General features: G+C 39.0%; 15 protein-coding genes. 12 read left to right on the forward strand and 3 right to left on the reverse strand.

The genetic code is table 11. The features are described from left to right. The coding region (locus HMPREF0240_RS25200; RefSeq protein WP_083806154.1) for a helix-turn-helix domain-containing protein at window positions 1-136 on the reverse strand (136 nt) is incomplete at its 3' end. A gap of 261 nt (window positions 137-397) precedes the next feature. Between HMPREF0240_RS25200 and HMPREF0240_RS08950 the strand changes: the two genes are divergently transcribed. Genes HMPREF0240_RS08950 through HMPREF0240_RS08985 form a run of 8 tightly spaced genes read left to right on the forward strand, consistent with a single transcriptional unit; the run spans window position 398 to window position 11,999 of the window. Beyond that, a complete protein-coding gene (locus HMPREF0240_RS08950; RefSeq protein ID WP_009003114.1) occupies window positions 398-1,420 on the forward strand; it encodes a LacI family DNA-binding transcriptional regulator in 1,023 nt (340 codons plus the stop codon). Window positions 1,421-1,471: 51 nt separating this feature from the next. Next, a complete protein-coding gene (locus tag HMPREF0240_RS08955; RefSeq protein ID WP_035312819.1) occupies window positions 1,472-2,836 on the forward strand; it encodes an alpha/beta hydrolase-fold protein in 1,365 nt (454 codons plus the stop codon). Continuing rightward, window positions 2,833-5,481, forward strand: coding sequence for an alpha/beta hydrolase-fold protein (locus HMPREF0240_RS08960; RefSeq protein WP_009003116.1), 2,649 nt, complete (start codon window positions 2,833-2,835; stop codon window positions 5,479-5,481). The genes HMPREF0240_RS08955 and HMPREF0240_RS08960 overlap by 4 nt, the downstream gene beginning before the upstream one ends. A 15-nt stretch (window positions 5,482-5,496) precedes the next feature. Continuing rightward, window positions 5,497-6,876: an MATE family efflux transporter gene (locus tag HMPREF0240_RS08965; RefSeq protein WP_009003117.1), complete on the forward strand. Its 1,380-nt coding sequence runs from the start codon at window positions 5,497-5,499 to the stop codon at window positions 6,874-6,876. 1 nt (window position 6,877) lies between these two features. Beyond that, window positions 6,878-8,599: a glycoside hydrolase family 13 protein gene (locus tag HMPREF0240_RS08970; RefSeq protein WP_009003118.1), complete on the forward strand. Its 1,722-nt coding sequence runs from the start codon at window positions 6,878-6,880 to the stop codon at window positions 8,597-8,599. Further along, on the forward strand, window positions 8,596-9,864 hold the full coding sequence (locus HMPREF0240_RS08975) for a maltose ABC transporter substrate-binding protein (RefSeq protein WP_009003119.1): 1,269 nt from the start codon (window positions 8,596-8,598) through the stop codon (window positions 9,862-9,864). The genes HMPREF0240_RS08970 and HMPREF0240_RS08975 overlap by 4 nt, the downstream gene beginning before the upstream one ends. Before the next feature lie 21 nt (window positions 9,865-9,885). Continuing rightward, a complete protein-coding gene (locus tag HMPREF0240_RS08980; RefSeq protein ID WP_009003120.1) occupies window positions 9,886-11,175 on the forward strand; it encodes a sugar ABC transporter permease in 1,290 nt (429 codons plus the stop codon). Then, window positions 11,172-11,999 carry a sugar ABC transporter permease gene (locus HMPREF0240_RS08985; RefSeq protein ID WP_009003121.1) on the forward strand — a complete coding sequence of 276 codons (828 nt, stop codon included), beginning with the start codon at window positions 11,172-11,174 and terminating at the stop codon, window positions 11,997-11,999. The genes HMPREF0240_RS08980 and HMPREF0240_RS08985 overlap by 4 nt, the downstream gene beginning before the upstream one ends. 99 nt (window positions 12,000-12,098) lie before the next feature. Here the strand turns inward: HMPREF0240_RS08985 and HMPREF0240_RS08990 are convergent, their stop codons facing one another. Together HMPREF0240_RS08990 and HMPREF0240_RS08995 are read right to left on the reverse strand one after the other, a co-directional pair. Further along, window positions 12,099-13,034, reverse strand: coding sequence for a sensor domain-containing diguanylate cyclase (locus HMPREF0240_RS08990; RefSeq protein WP_009003122.1), 936 nt, complete (start codon window positions 13,032-13,034; stop codon window positions 12,099-12,101). A gap of 33 nt (window positions 13,035-13,067) precedes the next feature. Next, on the reverse strand, window positions 13,068-14,234 hold the full coding sequence (locus HMPREF0240_RS08995; RefSeq protein ID WP_009003123.1) for a Gfo/Idh/MocA family oxidoreductase: 1,167 nt from the start codon (window positions 14,232-14,234) through the stop codon (window positions 13,068-13,070). A 315-nt stretch (window positions 14,235-14,549) separates the two neighbouring features. Here HMPREF0240_RS08995 and HMPREF0240_RS09000 point away from each other — a divergent pair, with 315 nt between their 5' ends. From HMPREF0240_RS09000 to HMPREF0240_RS09015, 4 genes are all read left to right on the forward strand, one after another. Then, window positions 14,550-15,311, forward strand: a complete 762-nt coding sequence (locus tag HMPREF0240_RS09000) for a Uma2 family endonuclease (RefSeq protein ID WP_035312823.1) — start codon at window positions 14,550-14,552, stop codon at window positions 15,309-15,311. Window positions 15,312-15,380: 69 nt separating this feature from the next. Continuing rightward, window positions 15,381-15,938: a DNA-3-methyladenine glycosylase I gene (locus HMPREF0240_RS09005; RefSeq protein WP_009003125.1), complete on the forward strand. Its 558-nt coding sequence runs from the start codon at window positions 15,381-15,383 to the stop codon at window positions 15,936-15,938. An 87-nt stretch (window positions 15,939-16,025) separates the two neighbouring features. Continuing rightward, on the forward strand, window positions 16,026-18,026 hold the full coding sequence (locus HMPREF0240_RS09010) for a thioredoxin domain-containing protein (protein ID WP_035312824.1): 2,001 nt from the start codon (window positions 16,026-16,028) through the stop codon (window positions 18,024-18,026). Window positions 18,027-18,255: 229 nt separating this feature from the next. Continuing rightward, window positions 18,256-19,395, forward strand: a complete 1,140-nt coding sequence (locus HMPREF0240_RS09015) for an aldo/keto reductase (protein WP_035312825.1) — start codon at window positions 18,256-18,258, stop codon at window positions 19,393-19,395. Window positions 19,396-19,594: the final 199 nt, after the last annotated feature.

Here is a 19,594-nt window from a genome sequence, read left to right on the forward strand (position 1 = left end):
AATGGTTTCTGATTTCACGGGATATAGAGGTGCAGTTCTTGCCTACAGCGGTGGCAATCTGTTTAAAGGACTGCTGCTCGGAAAGCATTTGTGAGATTGTGATTCTGTCTTCTAATGATAAATGTGTTTTCTTCATAATGAAATCCTCCAATCGTATTCCCAGACACGACTGGAAGAATCATACAAAATTTGTCACACTTAATGCAACATTTCGGATTCTTAAAGTAAATGCAACCGGTAATGGACATAGGGGTTGCATTTACTTTGAAAATTTACATTTACTTTATTTAATAAAATCAAATAAAATATGTTATTGACAATATCAGAATTAATGGTATACTATGATATATAAATAGTGCAAACGCTTGCACAACTACATTTAGAAAGGAAGAGAGAAATGGGAGCTACTTTGGCAGATATAGCAAAAAGGGCAAATGTATCTACATCAACTGTATCAAGAGTAATTTCAGACCATCCTGGAATTAGTGAAGAGACTAAGAAGAAAGTACAGATAATAATGAAGGAACTCAAATATCAGCCTAATATGGCAGCCAGATCTCTCGCTAACAAATCAACAAAGACCATTGGAATTGTTTTTGCAAGCAGAACGGAAGGGGCTCTTGTTAAATCTTTTAAATATCCAAGGACAACAGATATAATAGGGGGGTTAAGCATTACTGCTTATAAGAATAATTATAATCTCCTGTTATCTAGTCTTAACCGTATGGAGAACGATGATGCAAAGATTCGTGAACTTGCAATGGGCGGAATCACAGATGGTATTGTGTATTATTTTTCAAGAGTAAATGATCCTATTATTGAACTTCTTAAGAAATGTGGAACACCTTTTGTCGTTATTGGAAGGCCCTTAACTGATGCAGACATGATAAACTGGGTTGATACCGACAATTTTGATTCGGCATATAAGCTTACAGAGATGATGATTAAGGCTGGAAGAAAGAAAATCGCTTTTGCCGGGGCATCACCCAATTTTTCAATATCAATTGATAAAGTTGAAGGCTACAAAAAGGCACTTATAGATAATGGATATCCTGTTAATGAGAATCTTATAATTCCTGGCAGGTTCATTACTGAGAATGGTTATGAGCTCATGAAAAAAATAATAGGAAGCGGAATTGTACCCGATGCAATAATTGCACAGGACGATATTCTTGCATTTGGAATGATGAACTGCATGAACGAAAGAGGCTACAGAATACCAGAAGATATTTCAGTTGCAAGTTTTGATAATATTCCCACATCAGAGTTTTCAACACCAGCACTTACAACAGTAGATACAAATGCATATACACAGGGTGTTAAGGCATGTGAAATGCTGCTGTCAAAGATAAAAGATGAGAAAATGGACTTTACAAATATTATTGTTCCATCAGAAATAAAAAAAAGAAATTCGATATAACGAATTTTTTTTACAATCAAATGCAAGCGCTTGCATAAAAGAGAGAGGGATATGAAAATGAATTACAGTTCAAGGGTTGAAACATTTTTACAATTTCACAGTGAAATACTTAATAATTCGCGCGATATATATATCTACCTGCCTGAAGGCTATGACCGGGATGTACATGCAAGATATCCTGTTGTATATATGCACGACGGAGGAAGCGTTTTTAACATAGCTGATAATTCTATATCAGGTTATTCATGGAGAGCGGAAAAAACAGCAGATGAATTGATTTCTTCAAAACAGATATGCCCGGTGATTATGGTAGGGATAAGTAATACGTGTTCCAGAGCCAGTGAATACATACACAGATCCAGCATTAACAGAATAGTGCATAATAGTTCGTTTGGAGATTATACTCTTAATGCTGAAGCCTGTGGAAACAAATATGAAGCCTTCATTATAAAGGAACTTAAGACATATATAGATTCAACCTACAGAACACTTCCGGATGCTTCGAATACAGCAATGATAGGTTCTTCAATGGGGGGGCTTGTTACATATAATATAGGACTTCATAATGCTGATATTTTTGGAAAGCTGGGTGTTATGTCACCGGCATTTTTCTGGGATGATATGGAATATCTTATTCCTGAAAAAAAGACTGACCAGAAAATCTGGATGGATGTAGGAGAAGGAGAGCCAGATTATGTTATTAGAAGCCAGGAGGTGGCAAAGAAATTATATAGAGCAGGTTTTGAACCAGAGAGAAATTTTTTATATTATAAAGAACCAATGGGAATTCATACGGAAAAGGACTGGGGACGAAGACTTTATATGCCGCTTGTTTATTTCTTCGGTAATATTGGAAAACCGGTATCGATGACACTTGAAGGAATAAGTAAAATAGCTGTTGAGTGTAAGGATTTGTCCATAAATCCCGTAATAATTTATGAAAGCAATATAAAGGCAAGCATTATAAAAGCTGAATACGAGATAAAAGAGAAAGATATTTTAGATGTTTCTGAAGATGGTAAAATAACCCCCATGCATGATGGAATTGCAAAAATAAAATGTAGATACAAAAGCCTTACAGCGGCAAAAATAATTGAAGTAAATAAAAATAACCATAAAACAGTAAGGATAAATATAATTGTCAACACCCCTGAAAATACACCACTTGAAGATGACATATATTTTGGGAGCTTTACAACAATGCCTTTTAAGCTGGTGAGAACATCAATGAATACATTTACCGGAGTTATTGAATGCAAAAGAGGAAGTATAATAAGCTACCGGATACGACGTAGGGAAAATGGTTTTATGGAAGGGGATAAGACTGCTGAAGCAGCAGATGTAAGACAGATAGTTGCGGACAGTGATAAAACTGTTAATAACAATGTAAAAAACTGGAAGGACACAGCCATATGATAATTATGAAAGAACTATATTCACCTGAACTTAATAATTCGAGGAACATAAGGGTATATCTTCCTGGTACATATAATGAGGGTAATGATAGAAGGTATCCTGTTCTATATATGCACGATGGGCAGAATATATTTTCGGATTCAAATCATTTGTTTGGTACAGCATGGAATGTGGATACAGCAGCGGAACAGCTTGTAAAAAATGGACTTATACCTGAAATAATAATAGTTGGTGTTGATAATAATTCAGATAGAAGTAATGAATACTGCCATGTGGCACCTGAAATGTATGATGCTGGAAGAATGGGGCTTTTAGATTATGATAATAAAAAGAATCCGAAAGGGAAAGAATATGAACATTTTTTAATTAATATTGTAAAAGAATATGTAGACAGTAATTACAAAACGCTTACTGATAGGGATAATACAGCACTTATGGGTTCATCCCTTGGCGGACTTGTAACATATTTCATTGGAATGCGCCATCCGGAAGTGTTTGGAAAACTTGGAATTGTGTCACCAGCATTTCACTGGCTTGACTTCAGCAGTCTTTTAAAAGCACCAGAATGTTCTATGAAAATATGGATTGATGCAGGAGTTGGCGAAGGACATTATATCGAAAACTCCAGAAAAGTAGTAACTAACCTGATGAATCAGGGACTTAGACCGAAAGAAAACATTGCATATTATTTAGTTCCTGATGCAATGCACAATGAAAAGTGCTGGGCTGAAAGAATACATATGCCTATTTTATACCTTTTTGGCGATATTGGAGAGCCTGTATCATGTGAAATGGCGGGCAGGAAAACCTTTGGAATTGACGGAATGAGTGCTAAGCAGATTAATCCAATTGCACACTTTAATAATAATTTTTCGATGACTGTCCTTAATGCAGATTATGAAACAGAAAATAGCGGAGTAATGCAACTGGACAGATGTGGTAAAGTCACAACTATTAGCGAAGGTAAAACGAAAGTAGCAATGCGATATATGAACTGCACAGCAGAAGCTGATTTTAATGTGATATCTCAATTATCTGAAATGGTACATATAAAAGTGAAAGCAATAGCAGAGTACACAAGTGAGAACCTATATATGTATTATAGAGGACAGCATGAAATGAAAAGGGAAAATGATGGAAGCTATACATTTGAACTTATTGCTCCAAGAGACTGGGGAATTCCTTTTTCCATATCAAAAGGCGAAAATTATATATCTGAAGCGGATCCTGTAACTGGTAAATATATGAACCATATGGTATATGCTGAAGAGGATATGGAAGTTAAGGTACATATTAAGGCATGGACGTCAAATATTGTTTCGATTCCCAAATTTCATGCAGCCAGGCTTAATAATGATAGGGATATATTTGTGGCGCTTCCTGAAGGATATGACAGGGACAAAAACCAAAGATACCCTGTTTTGTATACACAGGATGGGCAGAATGTCTTTTTCAGCGGTATTTCCTCTTCAGGCACATCATGGATGATTAATAATGAAGCTGAAAGACTTGCTGAAGAAAATAAAATTTCAAAAATAATAATAGTAGCAATTCCATTTATGAACAGGTCAATAGAGTACAGTTATTACACATGGAAGGATAAAAAGGTAAGCTGGGAAAATGTAGAGGGCTTTAACTATTCAATAGAAGGGCGTGGTGAAGAATACGCAGACTTTGTAATTAATGAAGTTAAGCCATACATTGACTTGCATTTCAGAACACTAAAAGACAGCTGCAATACCGCGCTTATGGGTTCATCAGATGGAGCATTTATTACATTTAATATGGGAATAAGACATCCGGAAGTGTTCGGTAAACTAGCAGTAATGTCTCCGGCTTTCTTTGGAATGGATCTGGAATTTCTGAAAAAAACAGAAATAAGAAATGAACTGATTTTTATGGACGTTGGAGAAAAAGAAATGTGTCTTAATAGTGATGCTTTAAATATGGCACTGCTCCTGATTGAAACAGGAAGAATAGATGGGAAAGATTTGTTTTTCCACTATGTTCCAAATGGCGAACATAACGAAGCTGACTGGGCTATAAGAGTAAAAAATCCACTCATCTGTTTCTTTGGAAAAACAGGATATCCACTTACAGCTGAATTATCCGGCAGAAGAGTCCTTGGACCTGAAGAAAAGGAGGTATATGTTAATCCGATACTTACATATAATACAAGTTTTCAGAGAACAGTTTTATATGGCGAATACATAGTCGATGATGAAACGGTATTAACTGTAGAAAAGTCAGGCAGAGTGAATATTTATAGAGAAGGTAAAACTAAGCTGATATTTACAGCTGAAGGGGTTACAGCGGAGGCTGATTACAAGATAGATGAAGCTCTTTCTCCAACTGTAAACATTAATTTTACGGTAAAAGTTCCCGAGAATACACCAGAAGAAGCGATGATTGCTATAGACAGTTATACACCTGCAAATTACAGGCTTGAACGAAATGCGAATGGTCTTTATACAGGAAGCGCCATTTTAAAACGTGGTGTAATTATAAATTATAAAGTAAGAATGTTTTCTGATTTTCAGCTTAAGACAGAGACATTTAAGAATCATATAAAAATGCCATATCGTCAATTAAGTGCTGACGCAGATATGGAAATAATCTGTAACGTAGAAGGCTGGTCAGATTAATCGGAAGGCATCCAGATGAATGAAAAAGAGTTAATTAGAAAGAAAGTTTTAAAACTTGCTGTTCCGATTATTCTTGAACAGGTGGCAACAATATTGCTGGGAATAATCAATACTATAATGGTTGGACGGCTTGGAAAAGAATCAGTTGCGGCAGTAGGAAATGTTGATATGCTGAGCAGATGCGTATTTCCGTTGTTCGCTGGAATTGCAACAGGAGTAACAATACTGATTGCACATGCAGTTGGACAGAAACAAAATGAAGAAGCCTGTGACATTTCAAAACAGGGACTTTACGCAGGAACTATACTGTCAGTTGTTTTAATGATTATATTAATTTTTGCAAGAAACTATATATTAGATCTTCTATTTGGCAAAGCAGAAGAATCGGTTATGGTACTTGCAAGAAAATACTTTAGAATTACTATATTTTCTTATCCGTTTATGTTTATCTATTACCTCATAAACGGGGTATTGAGAGGAAGCGGTGAAACAAAAACGCCTCTTAAAGTAACCGTCGTAATGAATATAGTAAATGTTGTTTTTGGATATCTGATGATATACGGAATACATATAAAAATTGCAGGAAATAGCATAGGACTTGATGGTCTGGGCGTTATTGGAGCTGCAATTGGGATAACTGCAGCAAGAGCCTGTGGCGCACTACTTGACATCATAATAATTATCAGAGGAAAACACATGATACATATAGCAGAATGGTATAGGTGGAAATATAAACCAGAGGTTTTTTCGAAAATAATACGTATAGGTGTTCCTTATGGGATGGAACAGTTTGCAATGCAAACCGGAAAGCTGGTTCTTCAGGTACTAATTACAAGTATGGGCACTGTGGCAATAGCAGCAAATACAATAGGAATGTCAATAATGTCACTTTGTATAACTCTTGGCTATGGATTCAATCTGGCAGCCGTTACTCTTACTGGTCAGGCTATAGGTGCAGGTAAACCGGAAGACGCTGACAGATCAACAAAAGAGATTTTGAAACTTAATATAATAACGCTTTCTGTAATAAGTGCTTTGATAATTATTTTTGTTCCACAGATATGCAGTATATATACAACAGACACGGATGTAATTAACTGTGGAGTATCAATAATAAGAATTTATGCATTCTCACAGCCGTTCCTTGCAATCGTTCAGGTGCTTGGCGGCTCGTTAAGAGGCGCAGGAGACACAAAGTACCCGATGGTAACCACATTTTTAGGGGTATGGTGCTTAAGACTTTTATTTGGTTTCATACTTGGTAAATTATTCAATATGGGAATTAACGGAGTATGGACTGCAATGACGATTGATCTTGTAATAAGATCAATCGCATATACAATCAGATATAGAAGAGGAAATTGGAAAAAACTTTGGATAAAGGAGCAGTACTGATATGCAGCCTGAAGCAATTTATCATCAGCCAATGAGTAATTACTGTTATGCATATGATGAAACAACAATTCATATCCGAATCCGTACAGCAAAAAAGGATTTCGCAGTCGTTACCGTTCTATACAAGGACAAATTTGACTGGAACATACATGGAACTGTAAACATGAAACTGGACATGAGTGACAGCCTGTTTGACTACTATATAGCAGAAATTCCTATGGTAAAAAGACTTACATATTATTTTAGGCTGGAAAATGGGCGCACTGCTGTTTATTTTACACAGTCAGGAATACTTAAGGAAGCCGATGACAATCAATCATATATTTTCTGTTTCCAATATCCATATATATATTTAAAAGATATACATGGTATACCGGAATGGGTAAGAGATACTGTGTTTTATGAAATTTTTCCGGACAGGTTCTGCATAGCCGGCAGAAATGCGGCAGCTGGAAAAAGTGAAAAATGGGGAACTGAACCTGGGAATGACAGCTTTTACGGTGGGAATTTAGAAGGAATAATCAGTAAAATTGATTATCTGAAAAATTTAGGAATAACAGGAATATACATAACTCCGATATTCAGTTCAAGTTCTAACCATAAATACGATACAATTGACTACTATAATATAGATCCTGATTTTGGCGATATGGATACATTAAAAAGACTTGTTAAGCAGTGTCACAACAACGGAATAAGAGTGATACTTGATGGCGTTTTCAATCACTGCAGCTACAAAATGCGACAGTTTCAGGATGTTCTTGAAAAGGGAGAAGAATCGGAGTATTATTCATGGTTTATATACAGCAAAGGATCTGGATTTTTGAAAGAGAGTTATGAATCTTATTCTATTTTCCACGATATGCCAAAGCTTGACACATCAAAAATTGAAGTACAGGAATATTTTCTGTCAATCGCAAATTACTGGATTATTAAGGCGAACATAGATGGTTGGAGACTCGATGTAGGAGATGAACTTAATACGGAATTTATTAAAAGGTTCAGATGCAGACTTAAAAGTGTTAACAGCGAGGTATATATCGTTGGAGAAACCTGGTATAACGGTTATCCATGGCTTATGGGGAACCATTTTGACGCAGTTATGAATTACCAGCTTACAGGGGTAATTGGTGATTATTTTGCAAAAGGCACAATGGACTCGGATCAGTTCAAAAATAAAGTCAGCAGTATAAGAGCCCAGTACACAAAACAGGTTAACCAGATGAATTTCAATATAATTGACAGCCATGATACTGAGAGATTTCTTACTAAATGTAATGGCAACATTAAAAAACTTATACTGGCATTAACATTTTTACTCACCTATGATGGAGTACCGTGCATATTCTATGGAACAGAAATTGGAATGAGCGGCGGCAATGATCCTGGTTGCAGAAAATGCTTTGAATGGAATACAGAAAAATGGAATATGAAAATATATACATGTCTAAAACAGCTTATTCAGCTTAGAAATAAATATAAAAGTTTAAGAAAGGGTGGTTTTAGTTGGATTGAAGGGAAAAAAATGATTGTATATGAAAGGAATTATGAAGAGGAAAGTATTATTGTTATAATTAATAATAGTACTGATTCGGGGAAGGTAAAATACAAAAAGAATGTGGCTGAAGTTATCGATTTGATGACTAATGAAAAAATAACATCAGATATAACAGTTACACAGATGAGTTACAAAATATTATTATCCAGGAGGAATGAAAAATGAAAAAAATGTTATTAGCATTGGCACTTGTTTTGGTTTCCACATTAACAGGGTGTAACAAAAGTTTTACAAACACAGCAAATGGCACAGGAAGCAGCAACACAGAAACTACAAGTGATGATCCAAAGGAATTGGTGCCGGAGGAAGGTGCAGAACTTGTAATATGGGAAGATAGTGATTCTAGAATTGAATACATGAACCATGTTGCTAAGAAATTTAAAGAAAAATATAAAATTGATGTAAAAATCGAACAGGTTACAGATCTTAACAGACTTGTACAGGATGCACCGGCAGGACTGGGACCAGACATATTTGAAGCACCACATGATCAGGTAGGAACAATGCTTACAGCTGGCCTTATCCAGCCAAATGATACATCAGCAGAAACAATGAAAGATGATTTTGGTGAAACCGTTTATAACTGTCTTACATTTGACGGTAAGGTATATGGATATCCGCTTACCTTAAATACGTATCTTCTTATATATAATAAAGACATAGTCGGAGAAACAGCACCTGAAACCTTTCAGGAGATATTTGACTTTGCCCAGACATTTAATGATCCGACAAACAGAAAATATGCTCTTATGTGGCAGGTAGGCAATTCATATTATACAAATGCATTTATAGCAGGATATGGCGGATATATTTTCGGAAATAAGGGAACAGATCCAGAAGATATTGGACTTAATTCAAAGGAATTTATTGAAGGTGCAGAGTATGTGAAATCTTTTGAATCAATTCTTAACGTAAATACAGCGGATATTGAACCGCAGGTAATTGATGGTTTATTCCAGAGTGGAAAAGTTGCGTATACAATAAGCGGACAGTGGTCTGTTACACAGTATCAGAGTGCAGGAGTAAATATTGGAGTAAGTACTTTACCTAAGATGGCAAATGATGAAACTCCAAAGACATTTCTTGGCGTACAGACATTATATGTAAATGCATATTCAGAATATCCAAATGCTGCAAAATTGTTTGCGGAAATGGCTACATCAGAAAAAATGTTTGTAAAGAGATATGAGATTACAAATGAAGTGCCGGCAAGATTAAGTCTTCTCACAAATGAAGCAATTATGAATGATCCTATAGCATCAGCATTTATTGAACAGGCGCAGAGTTCCGTACCAATGCCATCAATTACGCAGATGAATTCAGTATGGGATCCATACTCAAATGCTTTAAAATCAATCTGGGATGAGGATATTGAACCTGAAACGGCATTAAACAAGAGTGCTGATACAATTTCTAAATTAATTAATTAGTTCTTACTATTGGAGGACAAGATGAAAAAATCTCAAAGAGCTGCAATATTGTCCACTCTTTTTATGGGTACAGGGCAAATCTATAACAAAAAATTAGTTAAGGGGATAGTATTAGCAGCAATAGAAATACTAGTTATTATTTTAGGAATTCCATATTTCCAGTATTCCATGTGGGGTTTAATAACACTTGGAGAAACGCCGCAGTACTTTGTAGATGGACATGCTTATGGTGATCATTCAATTAGATTACTGATGAATGGCATTTTAGCTGTCATAATTATTCTCGTATGTATAGGGCTTTATATATATAATGTAATGGATGCTTATAGGACTGCTAAAAAAGCGGAACTTGGTGAATTACGTCCGGCACCTAAAAAGATACTTGATAAGCTGGATAAAATGTTCCCTATTATTATGCTTTTGCCGGCAATCATTGCGTGTTTGTTTTTGGTTGTATTTCCGGTCGTCAGTTCTTTTACAATAGCATTTACAAATTATTCAAGCCCTTATCATATACCCCCTAAAAATCTGGTAAGCTGGGTTGGATTCGATAATTTTAAGAACTTGTTTACTATGGATATGTGGAGTGATACTTTTTTCAACATCATAAAATGGACAATTATATGGGGAATTGTATGTACAGTACTTACATATTTTTGCGGTATATTTCTTGCAGTACTTACAAATTCCAAGACCGTAAAATTTAAAAAATTCTGGAGAAGTATTTTGGTTCTCCCAATGGCAATGCCTGGTTTTATATCAATTCTTATTTTTAGACTTGTGTTTAACGGTATGGGGCCGATTAACCAGCTGCTTAATAAAATTGGTGTTGACTCAGTCAGCTGGCTTACAGATCCGACAATTGCTAAGTTTGTACTTATAGCAGTTAACCTTTGGCTTTCCTGTGCAGGAACAATGGTATATATATCCGGAATACTTACAGGTATTTCCCCTGACCTTTGCGAAGCGGCTTCAATAGATGGAGCAACTGAATCGCAGAAATTCAGAAAGATTACTCTCCCTCTGATTCTATATCAGACTGCACCTATTCTTGTTATGAATATGGCTGGTAACTTTAACAACTTTGGTACTATATACCTGCTGACCGATGGCGGACCGGTTAATCCATCATTCCAGTATGCGGGTTCTACAGATATTTTATTGTCATGGGTATATAAGATGACGATGAATGTTAACCAGTACAGTATGGCAACAACTATTTCAATACTAATATTCATATTTATCGCAATAATTTCGGTAATTAATCTGAGAAGAACCCGCTCATTTAAAGAGGAGGACATGATAGAATGAAAAATAGAATACTTAGAAAAATTTTGGCATATTTTGTTCTTATCACAGCCAGCATAATAGTAATCGTACCTATTGTCTGGATCCTTATGGCATCGTTCAGCTCGGGAAACAGTCTTTACAGTGGGGATGGATTTTTTACAAAACCAACTCTTATACATTATAAAGAACTTCTGACGACATCTGATTTCGGCCTATGGTATTTCAATACTTTTAAAATTGCAGCGGCTAACATGGTTCTGTCAGTGCTTTTATCGATGAGTTCTGCATATGTATTTTCAAGATTCAGATTCAGAGGAAGAAAATTTGCCCTTACTTCTATCATGGTAATGCAGATGTTTCCAAGCATTATGGGGATGATTGCCATTTATATTCTTCTTCAGATGGTTGGACTTCTTGATACACATATAGGATTAATCCTTATATATGCGGGAGGGCAGATCCCCTATAATACCTGGCTGATAAAGGGATATCTTGACAGTCTCTCACGAAGCTTTGATGAAGCAGCAAAGGTTGATGGTGCAAGGAATGCAACAATATTCTTTAAAGTTATCCTTCCGCTCTCGAAATCAATGATTACATATCTTGCCCTTACCAATTTTATTACACCATGGATGGATTTTATGCTTCCTCAGCTTGTTCTTAGAAGTCCTAAGAAAAAAACATTGGCGATTGCACTTTACAATATGGTATCAGGACAGCAGAACACAGCATTTACAACATTTGCTGCCGGAGCAGTACTTGTAGCAGTACCAATAACATTATTATATGTATATTTGCAGAAATATCTTGTTGTAGGTTTAACAGCAGGCGCAAATAAAGGATAAAAACTAAGACCGTGCAGCCGTTAATAGGCAGCACGGTCATATATCCAGACATGCCGGAAGCAGTGTATTAATCAGCGATGCCCTGGCATCGTATTGTGCTTATGCCTCGGGTATACTCGAAAAGAAGTTATAGCATGCTTTATCCTTTTTGGAATAGTAAAGTGCCTTGTCTGCTTTCAGGAAAAGTTCCTCAAAAGTCAGGGCATCCTCAGGGAAAATAGAGACGCCAATACTATTTGTGTAAACATATGGAGAATGGCTGCATTTTACGATTTTACTTAGCTTATCACACAGCCAATCTGTATCGAATATATCGCGTATAAGAATCAGATATTCATCTCCGCCAAATCTACTAATAATATCAGACTTTCTGAACTGATTTTTCAATTCACTGGACATTGCTTTTAAGACCTTATCTCCTTCGGCATGCCCATAGGTATCATTGATTACTTTGAAATTATCAATATCCACTAACACCAGTGCGTGCTTCTGCTCAAAATTACCGGCTAAAGCCTGCTCTATTGCAAGAGTAGCATATTTCTTATTATAAAGACCTGTGAAGTTATCTAAACGTACTTCTTTCATTAAATGATCAGCCCTTTTTTTACTGCTGGTTATATCAGTTATAACACCTATCATCTTTACAGCCCGGTCATTTTCCATAATAGGAGTTACATCTATTTTGCACCAGATATAGTTAGAACCGCCGGCTCTCATGCGCGCTTCGTAAGTGGCCGGAATTCCGCTGAGAATGGAATGGAAAGCTTCAGCGATAACCTTTTCATCATCCGGATGAGAAAAATATGAGGTTACAGACCGTTGATAATGAAATGGATCTAATTCACTGTAAGGCTGTACGTCACGAAGAATCGTATCTCCCGATACGCCAAATATATCCTCTGCATTTTCAAAGAAGGTATAGAGCTGTCGGGACAAATCGACTTCAAACACACATATCCGGGCAGTTTTCAATGCAATACGCAGTCTTTGTTTATATAGTTGTTCTTCATTAAACTCATTGTTTGTTACTGGCATTGGATTTCCCTTTCCTGCGGGGTAAATATAAAATTAAGGTGTCCTGCACAAAATCCCATCTTCTAAAACAGCAGGTCTTTCACATACAGACAAAACCTCCTCAAATCTTCCGCTTTCACTGCTTACCATCATCTGGCTGATGACTTCAAGCACATGGTAAGCCATCTGCTTATTTGCCCGGTTTGGCCGCCCTTCCAATATTGCCTCAGCCATCTCTGCGGGACCGATTCCCCTGCTGTTCTCTGAAAACGCATCCGTATAATGTACAGTAGTCTTTTTTACTGCTTCCCACTGTTCGCTGTCATCTGATATTAAAGTCACTTCCCCGCCGAATTGATTCGGGTCGGTAAGCTTCAGGATTCCCTTTGTCCCATAAATCATGAATACCGCCTGATCCTGCAGCAGACTGTCTCCATTTAATACCAATGTACCCAGAACCCCATTCTTCAGCTCTAAAACAGCGGCCGCCTGACTTTCGTTTGGATACTCATATTCCTGATCATAACCAGGCGTCCCCGGACGTCTATTCTTACGTCTTTCGCTTCGGTTTTGCACAATCGCAGATACTTTTTTCACTGATCCTAAAAGACTTACCAGAGCGGTCAGATAATAGACCCCGTAATCAAAACAGATACCACCGCCCGGCATACGCAGAAACGCCGCATAACTTGCCATAATATCTATGTTGCGGTTGGCATGGATCTGGAAGGATGTTACTTCGCCTATAACTCCGTTATCAATTGCACGCCTTGCATTCTGAAGTGCGGCACCGAGAAATGTATCCGGCGCAGAACCGAGATACAGCCCTTTCTCTTCGGATAAACGTATCAGTTCCTTAGCCTCCTCCAGTCTGACGGTCATTGTTTTCTCGGTATACACGTGTTTTCCGCCAAGCAGAGCCTTCCGGATTAACTCATAGTGAGTCGGCGCAGGAGTCAGTATGACCACCATGTCAATGGTATCATCCTGCAGAATCTCATCATAGCTGCAGGCCCGGATTCCATATAGGGCTGCTTTTCTTTGTGCAGAATCCGAATGCCTTGAAGCGCAGGCTATAACATCAAGGTTAGAGAATTTATGAATCATATTGTTCAGGTAAATATCGCTGATTGCACCACAGCCCACCACAGCCGTTCGGATTTTTTTGTATGGATCTGGTGAATAATCGTGGTTGCTTTTGAGGTTTATCGGTTCATTCATGGTCTCCAGGTTCCTTTCTTTTTAGAGAGTTGTTCACAGATCTTTAAACAGCTGCTAAAATTTAGCGTTTGCCCTTAGTGTATTATACTGCCTGAGACATAAGTTTAACAGAATAATTTGGATTTTTCACTTTATTTTTGTTTTAATCCGTGTAATTCGTATATTTATTCTCTGCGGGCCTTTCTACTAAATGAAATTTTGCCTGAAAAAATGAAATACCAAATTTTAACCAAATTTAAATATAATATGGTTTACAATCATCCCTGATTATTGTATTATATAACCATAAACGGGTATCTGTGAGGAGGGATGGTTATGACGATACAGGAGATGAAACAAAAGAAGCAGGAGAAGGGCTATACATACGCGCAGATTGCAGAACTGTCCGGTGTTCCGCTGGGGACGGTTCAGAAGATCTTTAACGGAGAGACGGAGAATCCGAGATATGCGACGATTCTTGCGCTTGAGAAAGTGTTTAAAGAGCCTGCTGTTGTGAGAGAAACTTCTGCATACCATGTAGGGGACGAACAGGGAATGTATACGGTAGAGGATTACCGTGCGCTTCCGGATGAGCAGAGAGTGGAGCTGATTGATGGTTATTTTTATGATATGGCGGCGCCCAATACACTACATCAGCTGATTACAGGAGAGCTGTACAGACAGATTGCTAATTATATAATGGAACAGGAGGGCGCATGCATACCGTTCATTTCGCCTGTAGATGTTCAGCTGAATAATGATAAGAAGACAATGCTCCAGCCGGATGTGGTTATTGTCTGTAATCCGGATCAGATTGTGAAGAGCAACATCATGGGCGCTCCGGATTTTGTGCTGGAAGTTATTTCACCAGGCTCCAGAAGAAAGGATTATATCATTAAGCTTCATAAATACGAAGATGCCGGAGTACGGGAATACTGGCTGGTAGATCCGAATCAGAAAGTGGTGCTGGTGTACTTTTTTGAAGACGAGGCCTGTCCGGCTATTTATCCGATTGATGCGGACATCCCCGTTAATATATTTGGCAGGAAGCTGGTTCTGAAGCTGTGTCATATTGCAAAGTGGACCGGACAGGAATAATAGTTACTGTTCACACCTGCTGGTGTGCACAGTAACGGAATAATACAGAGACATAAGGAGGAACATAAGATGGAGAAGAAGCGCTGCTTCTGGGTGGATTTATCTTCACCAGTTTATATAGAATACCATGACAGGGAATGGGGCATTCCCGTGTATGATGATGAGAAACTCTACGAGATGTTTTTGCTGGAGACATTTCAGGCGGGGCTTTCCTGGATTACTATTTTAAAGAAAAGAGAATTTTTCAGGGATGCTTTTGACGGTTTTGATGTGAAAAAGATTGCGGCATATGGAACAGAAAAGGTGGAAGAGCTGATGCAGAATGCCCAGATCATCAGGAATCGCGGGAAGATAACGGCGGCAGTTCAAAATGCCGGGATTTTTATAGACATACAAAAGCAATATGGTTCTTTTTCTGAGTATCTGTGGGGATTTACAAAAGATAAGGTGATCGTAAATCAGGAAGATACGATTCCGGTGAAGACAGAACTGTCTGACCGTATTTCAAAAGATTTGAAGAAAAGAGGAATGCGGTATGTAGGCTCGGTTACCATATATTCTTATCTACAGGCAGTAGGCGTGGTAAATGACCATGATAAGGACTGTTTTTGCAACAGGAAAAAATAGGGGATATCAGATTATGGGGTTTTCTTTATGGAGAATAAGGTATCTCTCATCGGGGTATATTAACCGGAAACAGGAGGGAGAGTGTACATGAATCATTTGAAGAATGAAAAATCCCCATATCTATTACAGCACGCAGAAAACCCAGTAGACTGGTATCCCTGGGGACCAGAAGCATTTCAAAAAGCAAAACAGGAAGACCGGCCGGTCTTTTTAAGCATTGGATATTCCACCTGTCACTGGTGCCACGTGATGGCACATGAATCTTTCGAAGATGAGCAGGTGGCAGAAGTCTTAAACAGTCAGTATATCTGTATCAAGGTAGACAGGGAAGAACGCCCGGATATTGATTCTGTATATATGTCTGCCTGTCAGGCTGTAACCGGTGCGGGAGGATGGCCTCTCACGGCAATTCTGACTCCTGAACAGCAGCCCTTTTTTCTGGGAACCTATTTCCCAAAGCATCCGCGATACGGACACCCGGGGCTTATAGAGCTGCTGGAAGAGATCGGTTCACTATGGCGGGAAAATCGAAACAAACTTATAGAGGCGGGACAGCAGATAACAGAATTTATATCCATTCCCGATCATGCATCAGGCAGTATACCGGACAAAAAAGGGTTAAAAAGAGCTTTTGAATTGTACAGACGACAATATGACAGCCGATGGGGCGGTTTTGGGAAAGCACCCAAATTCCCGGCACCGCATAATCTGCTGTTTCTACTCCATTATAGCTTATTGGAGAACGAGCAGGAGGCCTTGGAAATGGCTGAGCATACACTTACGGCAATGGCACACGGGGGAATGAATGACCAGATCGGCGGTGGATTTTCAAGGTATTCTACAGATGAAAAGTGGCTGGTCCCACATTTTGAAAAAATGCTTTATGACAATGCGCTGCTTGCCATAGCATATCTGGAGGCTTATCATATTAAGAAGCGGGAACTCTATGCCGATACAGCCAGAAGAACGCTGGATTATGTGTTAAGAGAACTGACGGGTCCGAGCGGTCAGTTCTATTGCGGACAGGATGCAGACAGTGAGGGGATTGAGGGAAAGTATTATTTTTTCAGCCCGGAGGAGATTATGAGTGTTTTGGGCGACGGAGACGGCGAAGAATTCTGCCGGATTTACGACATTACAGCCAGTGGAAACTTTGAGGGCAGGAGTATCCCAAATCTGATTGGACAGAGCGAATTACCGTGGCGAGCGGATGACATCAGGCTGAACAGGATTTATAATTATCGGCGAAACCGTACATTACTGCACAGAGACGACAAAGTAATACTTTCCTGGAACAGCTGGATGATGATTGCCATGGCAAAAGCTGCACAGATATTAGGGGATACCCGTTATAAAGACGCGGCCATAGCGGTGCATCGGTTTATCCAGGCGCATATGACAGACGACAGCAGAAGGTTATATCACCGCTGGCGGGAGGGAGAGGCCGCCATTGAAGGACAGCTGGATGATTATGCAGTTTACGGACTTGCGCTTCTGGAGCTGTACCGTACAGCCTATGAACCCGTGTATCTGGAAGAGGCGGCCTTTTTTGCGGGGCAGATGGCAGAGTTGTTTGAGGACAGGGAGAATGGCGGGTATTTTCTGACCGCTTCGGATACGGAAGCGTTGATCACCCGTCCTAAAGAAACTTACGATGGTGCGGTTCCGTCAGGAAATTCGGCGGCGGCAGTCTTATTAAGCCAGTTAGCGCATTATACTTGTACTCCTTTCTGGCAGGAAGCACTGGAACGGCAGATAAATTTTCTTGCCGGTGTTGTAAATGAATATCCTTCCGGCCACAGCTTCGGTCTGCAGGCTCTTATGAGTGCCCTTTATCCATCACAGGAACTAATTTGTGCCACATCAGACAACGGTATGCCGGAGATATTAAAAGAATATCTGCTGAGAGTACCTGTGCTCAACCGGTCAGTCATTCTCAAGACGCCGGAAAACAAGGAAGAGCTGGAGAAAGCAGTCCCTTTTTTAAAAGAGTATCCAGTACCGGAAGAAGGCGCAATGTTCTATTTGTGTCAGAATGGAAGGTGCACGGCTCCTGTGAGTGACCTCAGGAAACTGGAGTTTATTTAACCAATCATAGTACCCGTCTGATTATTCCGGCCTGTGGAATAGTCAGGCGGGTTTTGAGTGTTCAGAGTTACAGTCCGCTGGCCGGTCTGTATACTCAATTGAATGGGTATACGTTTGTGTTATAGTGCAGGAGGAGCAAAAGCAGGAGATGGTAGTAATAAGATGAGGATTATGCTATCATTACTGTAAAGCATGATAAAAATCGGTGTACAGTATGGAGGAGATGTGTATGTATTATAATGATCTGGGAAAAACGGGGAAAAAAGTAAGTGCTATAGGCCTGGGATGTGAACATCTTGACGGAAAACCATATGGACAGGTCAAAGAGGTCGTCGATGCAGCTGTTGAAAATGGAATCAATATATTTGATGTTTTTATGCCAGGCCGGGAGGTGCGTGAAAATATTGCAAAGGCACTGGGAGAACGGCGGGAGAAGGTCATGATTCAGGGCCACATTGGTTCCACTGATGTTCACCAGCAGTATGATATCAGCCGTGAACTTCCAGTAGTAAAAAAGTATTTTGAAGAGATTCTGAGTATCTTCGGCTATATAGATTTTGGGATGATGTTTTACATAGATTCGGAGAAAGATTACAAGGATGTCTTTGAAACAGAATTCATCGATTACGTGCTCCGCCTTAAAGAAAAGGGAGACATCAGACATATTGGTTTCAGTTCCCACAATCCAATCACTGCGGCAAAAGTAATCAGGACAGGAGTACCGGAAATGATGATGTTCAGTATCAATCCGGCCTTTGATATGCTCCCGTCGGAAGAAGATATCTTCGACCATATAGAAACAGACATGGGCGTGAAACTTTACCGCGGACTGGATCCCAAGCGTGCGGAGCTTTACCGGATCTGCAGCGCAAACCAGGTTGGCATCACGGTCATGAAGTCACTGGGCGGAGGAAAGCTGATTTCAGAAAAGCATACGCCATTTGCCAAACCACTGACTGTACCGCAGTGTATCCATTATGCATTATCAAGGCCATCAGTCGCAAGCGTTATGACAGGAGCACAGACAAGAGAAGAGGTTTTGGCAGCGGTTGGTTATTTTGACCTGGATGAATCAGAAAAGGATTATTCCCAGGTGATTGCGACGATGAAAAATGACTTTAAAGGCAATTGTGTATATTGCAGCCACTGCCTGCCATGTCCATCGGAAATCGACATTGCTGCGGTTAACAAATTTCTGGACATTGCACGCCTGACACCGGATCAGGTACCTCCGTCTGTCAGATCACATTATCACAGCCTGCTGCACAGAGGCAATGAATGTATTGAATGCAGAAGCTGTGAAGAACGGTGTCCTTTTGGAGTACCGGTAGTTGATAATATGAAAGAGGCAGAGAAGATTTTTGAATAGACCTCAAAGGGGTCAGACCCCTTTGAAGTATGTTCCGTAAGAAAATCTGGTAGCGACGCAACAGGCTATAAAAGATTTCACAAGCTAAAGGGTAAAATAGATGACCGGGGAAAGCTATGTATAACAATTCCCCGGTCATCTTATAGTTAAGTATCATTCCTGTTTTGAGGGGAGAATAATGTGCCAATTCACAGTTTCT

Source organism: Clostridium sp. D5, assembly GCF_000190355.1.
GTDB classification, from domain to species: Bacteria; Bacillota; Clostridia; order Lachnospirales; family Lachnospiraceae; genus Faecalicatena; species Faecalicatena fissicatena_A.

Excerpts from the sequence above, each read along its gene's own strand:
- HMPREF0240_RS08995 (WP_009003123.1), bottom strand. The coding sequence starts at position 14,234 with ATGAATGAACCGATAAACCTCAAAAGCAACCACGATTATTCACCAGAT.
- HMPREF0240_RS08985 (WP_009003121.1), top strand. The coding sequence starts at position 11,172 with ATGAAAAATAGAATACTTAGAAAAATTTTGGCATATTTTGTTCTTATC.
- HMPREF0240_RS09010 (WP_035312824.1), top strand. The coding sequence starts at position 16,026 with ATGAATCATTTGAAGAATGAAAAATCCCCATATCTATTACAGCACGCA.
- HMPREF0240_RS09000 (WP_035312823.1), top strand. The coding sequence starts at position 14,550 with ATGACGATACAGGAGATGAAACAAAAGAAGCAGGAGAAGGGCTATACA.
- HMPREF0240_RS08965 (WP_009003117.1), top strand. The coding sequence starts at position 5,497 with ATGAATGAAAAAGAGTTAATTAGAAAGAAAGTTTTAAAACTTGCTGTT.
- HMPREF0240_RS09005 (WP_009003125.1), top strand. The coding sequence starts at position 15,381 with ATGGAGAAGAAGCGCTGCTTCTGGGTGGATTTATCTTCACCAGTTTAT.
- HMPREF0240_RS08975 (WP_009003119.1), top strand. The coding sequence starts at position 8,596 with ATGAAAAAAATGTTATTAGCATTGGCACTTGTTTTGGTTTCCACATTA.
- HMPREF0240_RS08960 (WP_009003116.1), top strand. The coding sequence starts at position 2,833 with ATGATAATTATGAAAGAACTATATTCACCTGAACTTAATAATTCGAGG.
- HMPREF0240_RS08990 (WP_009003122.1), bottom strand. The coding sequence starts at position 13,034 with ATGCCAGTAACAAACAATGAGTTTAATGAAGAACAACTATATAAACAA.
- HMPREF0240_RS08980 (WP_009003120.1), top strand. The coding sequence starts at position 9,886 with ATGAAAAAATCTCAAAGAGCTGCAATATTGTCCACTCTTTTTATGGGT.
- HMPREF0240_RS09015 (WP_035312825.1), top strand. The coding sequence starts at position 18,256 with ATGTATTATAATGATCTGGGAAAAACGGGGAAAAAAGTAAGTGCTATA.
- HMPREF0240_RS08950 (WP_009003114.1), top strand. The coding sequence starts at position 398 with ATGGGAGCTACTTTGGCAGATATAGCAAAAAGGGCAAATGTATCTACA.
- HMPREF0240_RS08970 (WP_009003118.1), top strand. The coding sequence starts at position 6,878 with ATGCAGCCTGAAGCAATTTATCATCAGCCAATGAGTAATTACTGTTAT.
- HMPREF0240_RS08955 (WP_035312819.1), top strand. The coding sequence starts at position 1,472 with ATGAAAATGAATTACAGTTCAAGGGTTGAAACATTTTTACAATTTCAC.